This window comes from Streptomyces sp. NPDC002130, from assembly GCF_040296465.1.
Classification (GTDB): domain Bacteria; phylum Actinomycetota; class Actinomycetes; order Streptomycetales; family Streptomycetaceae; genus Streptomyces.
Window position 1 is genome coordinate 1 of sequence record NZ_JBEOXI010000467.1, and the last position, 3379, is coordinate 3379.

Genomic DNA, 3379 nt, shown 5'->3' on the forward strand with positions numbered 1-3379 from the left:
GCTTCTCGCCCAGCAGCCACGCCATCCGCCGCGCCGCCGCCCGGGCCGCGATCCGGTGGCGCGTCGCGCCGCCTTCCCCGTGATCCGAGCCGCCCCCTCCCACGTGGTCTGGCGCACATCCGACCCTCGCCGGGGCGTGCCCCTCGCGCGGCCCCGCCGTGACGAGAAAGGATGGGACCGCACACGAAGGATCAACCCATGCGGAGGAGCGGGCCCATGCAGCACGAGCGAGCGGGCAGTCCGGCCGGACCCGAGGATCTCGTCGACGTCGCTCGGCTGGTCACCGCGTACTACGCGCGCCGCCCCGACCTGGACGACCCGGGCCAGCGCGTCACGTTCGGGACCTCGGGACACCGCGGCTCGTCCCTGGCGAACGCGTTCAACGACGACCACATCGCCGCGACCAGCCAGGCCATCTGCGAGTACCGGGCCGGCCAGGGAATCGACGGCCCCCTCTTCCTGGGCGCCGACACCCACGCCCTGTCGGAGCCCGCGCGCGTCACCGCCCTGGAGGTGTTCGCCGCCAACGAGGTGACCGTGCTGATCGACGACGCGGACGGCTACACACCGACCCCGGCCGTCTCGCACGCCATCCTCACCCACAACCGGGGCCGCACGACCGGCCTCGCGGACGGCGTCGTCGTCACGCCCTCCCACAACCCGCCCGCCGACGGCGGGTTCAAGTACAACCCGCCCAGCGGAGGCCCCGCCGCCTCCGACGCGACCTCCTGGATCCAGGACCGGGCGAACGAGATCATCCGCAGCGGCCTGAAGGACGTACGGCGCGTCCCCTACGCGCGCGCCCTGGCGGCACCCACCACCGGCCGCTACGACTTCCTCGGCACCTACGTCGCCGATCTGCCCGGCGTGCTCGACCTGGACGCGATCCGCACGGCGGGCGTCCGCATCGGAGCCGACCCGCTCGGCGGGGCGTCGGTCGCCTACTGGGGCCGCATCGCCGAACAGCACGGCCTCGACCTGACCGTGGTCAACCCGCACACCGACCCCACCTGGCGGTTCATGACGCTGGACTGGGACGGGAAGATCCGCATGGACTGCTCGTCGCCGTACGCGATGGCCTCGCTCATCGAGCAGCGCGACCGCTTCCGGATCTCCACCGGCAACGACGCCGACGCCGACCGCCACGGCATCGTCACCCCGGACGCGGGCCTGATGAACCCCAACCACTACCTGGCCGTCGCCATCTCCTACCTCTACGCCCACCGCGACCGCTGGCCGGCCACCACCGGCATCGGCAAGACCCTGGTCTCCTCCGCCATGATCGACCGGGTCGCCGCCGACCTGGGCCGCGAGCTGGTCGAGGTGCCCGTCGGCTTCAAGTGGTTCGTGGACGGACTGGCGGGCGGCACCATCGGCTTCGGCGGTGAGGAGTCCGCCGGGGCGTCCTTCCTGCGCCGGGACGGCTCCGTGTGGACCACGGACAAGGACGGCATCCTCCTCGCGCTGCTCGCCGCCGAGATCACGGCGGTCACCGGGAAGACCCCCTCCGAGCACTACGCGGCACTGACCGCCCGCTTCGGCGAACCGGCGTACGCGCGCATCGACGCCCCCGCGACCCGCGAGGAGAAGGCCCTGCTCGCCAAGCTCTCCCCGGCCCAGGTCACGGCCGACACCCTGGCCGGGGACGCGGTCACCGCGGTGCTCACCGAGGCCCCCGGGAACGGCGCGGCCATCGGCGGCATCAAGGTGACCACGGACAACGCCTGGTTCGCGGCCCGCCCCTCGGGCACCGAGGACGTCTACAAGATCTACGCCGAGTCGTTCCTCGGCCCGGACCACCTCGGCCGGGTCCAGGAGGAGGCCAAGTCCGTGGTGCTGACGGCCCTGTCCGGCTGACCCCTGGGCACAACACGGCCCGGGCCACGCTCAGGTGGCCCGGGCCGTGCCCGCGCCGTCAGCCGCGCAGGCGGCGGGCGGGCGGCACGACATGCGCCGCCGACGTTCCGGATGAGATCGTGGTGTCCGCGGAACCGTATCGGCGTCAGGGGAGACAGACACCCGCTCCGCCGTCACGCGACTGGTTCAGTCCGCGCCGGGCGCTCCACACGAACGAGGGGCCGGCGCCCCCGACGTGTCCGCGATACAGGACACTGGATGAAGATCCGACCGGGAAGGACCGACACGTGATCATCTTCGGCACCAAGGGATATCTCTACCAGCTGGCGATACTGACGCTGGTGTGCGGTCAGTGCGGAAACCCCGCCGCCCACACGCTCAGGAAGCGCGTCACGAAGTTCACCCTGTTCTTCGTCCCGCTGTTCCCGATCTCGACGAAGTACCTGACGCAGTGCACCTTCTGCGGCGCGGAACAGAAGGTGACCAAGGAGCAGGCCGAGCAGCTGCAGACCCAGAGCGCGAACGGCCCGAGCGGCCAGGCGTACGGGCAGCCGCAGCAGCACGACCGGTTCTGATCCGGCGGCCCGGCCGACGCCGGCACGGGCCTCGACGCCGGTCACTGATCAATCCGAGGTGGCAACCGGAGCATCCCGGGTACTCGGCCTCCACGGGCCCGGACCTGAGTGGGCCGATGGGCCTCCTGCAGTCGATCAGTGAATACGGAGGCAGTCAGATGAGCACCATCAAGGAAACCGTGGAAGTCGACGTCCCCGTCCACACCGCCTACAACCAGTGGACGCAGTTCGAGGAGTTCCCGAACTTCATGGAGGGCGTCGAGGAGGTCAGGCAGCTGGACGACCGCCACAACCACTGGACCACCAAGATGGGTGGGGTACGGCGCGAATTCGACACCGAGATCGTCGACCAGCTGGCCGACGAGCGGGTCACGTGGCGCACGACCAGCGGAGACACCCACCAGAGGGGTTCCGTCCGCTTCGAGCGTCTCGACGACAACCACACCAGGGTGGAGCTCGTGATGGATGTCGAGCCCAGTGGTGCCGTGGAGAAGGCGGCGGACATGATGGGCACGATCGACCGCCGGGTGAAGGGCGACATGAAGCGCTTCAAGCAGTACATCGAAGAGCGCGGAGTCGAATCCGGCGCATGGCGCGGCCGCGTCGAGCCGGGCGGCCCCGGCGGCGCCGGCCCCATCCTCTGACACCGGCCGCACTCTTCTGACACCAGCGGCACTCCCCGAACCCGGCCTCCACGTGAGGCCGGGTTCTTCTGTGCCCGGGCGTCCCCGCTCGGCGCCGAGCGCGTGAAGTTTCGGCCAACGTCATGACATGCACCTGTCCATATCGGCCTCCTCGGCCTGTTGGGGGCGTCGCCGAACATGGAGGCCGAGGTTCACACCATCGGTACGGATCCCTCGACTGCGCCCCGGCCGACGTCTTCGCCGCGGCCAGCCCCAAGACGATGAAGATAGTCACGGGCGCCGGGGACGCCTCGGGGGCGCCCG

3 protein-coding genes are annotated in these 3379 nt (G+C 70.8%); all 3 read left to right on the top strand.

The window, feature by feature from the left end:
- Nucleotides 1-216: 216 nt before the first annotated feature.
- The 3 genes from pgm to ABT116_RS41145 all read left to right on the top strand — a co-directional run bounded on the left by pgm (nucleotide 217) and on the right by ABT116_RS41145 (nucleotide 3076).
- A complete protein-coding gene (gene pgm / locus ABT116_RS41135; RefSeq protein ID WP_351645316.1) occupies nucleotides 217-1857 on the top strand; it encodes a phosphoglucomutase (alpha-D-glucose-1,6-bisphosphate-dependent) in 1641 nt (546 codons plus the stop codon).
- Between the two features lie 287 nt (nucleotides 1858-2144).
- Nucleotides 2145-2432 carry a zinc-ribbon domain-containing protein gene (locus tag ABT116_RS41140; protein WP_351645319.1) on the top strand — a complete coding sequence of 96 codons (288 nt, stop codon included), beginning with the start codon at nucleotides 2145-2147 and terminating at the stop codon, nucleotides 2430-2432.
- 158 nt (nucleotides 2433-2590) lie between these two features.
- Complete coding sequence (locus ABT116_RS41145) at nucleotides 2591-3076, top strand: SRPBCC family protein (protein WP_351645322.1); 486 nt, start codon at nucleotides 2591-2593, stop codon at nucleotides 3074-3076.
- Nucleotides 3077-3379: the final 303 nt, after the last annotated feature.

Excerpts from the sequence above, each read along its gene's own strand:
- pgm (WP_351645316.1), top strand. The coding sequence starts at position 217 with ATGCAGCACGAGCGAGCGGGCAGTCCGGCCGGACCCGAGGATCTCGTC.
- ABT116_RS41145 (WP_351645322.1), top strand. The coding sequence starts at position 2,591 with ATGAGCACCATCAAGGAAACCGTGGAAGTCGACGTCCCCGTCCACACC.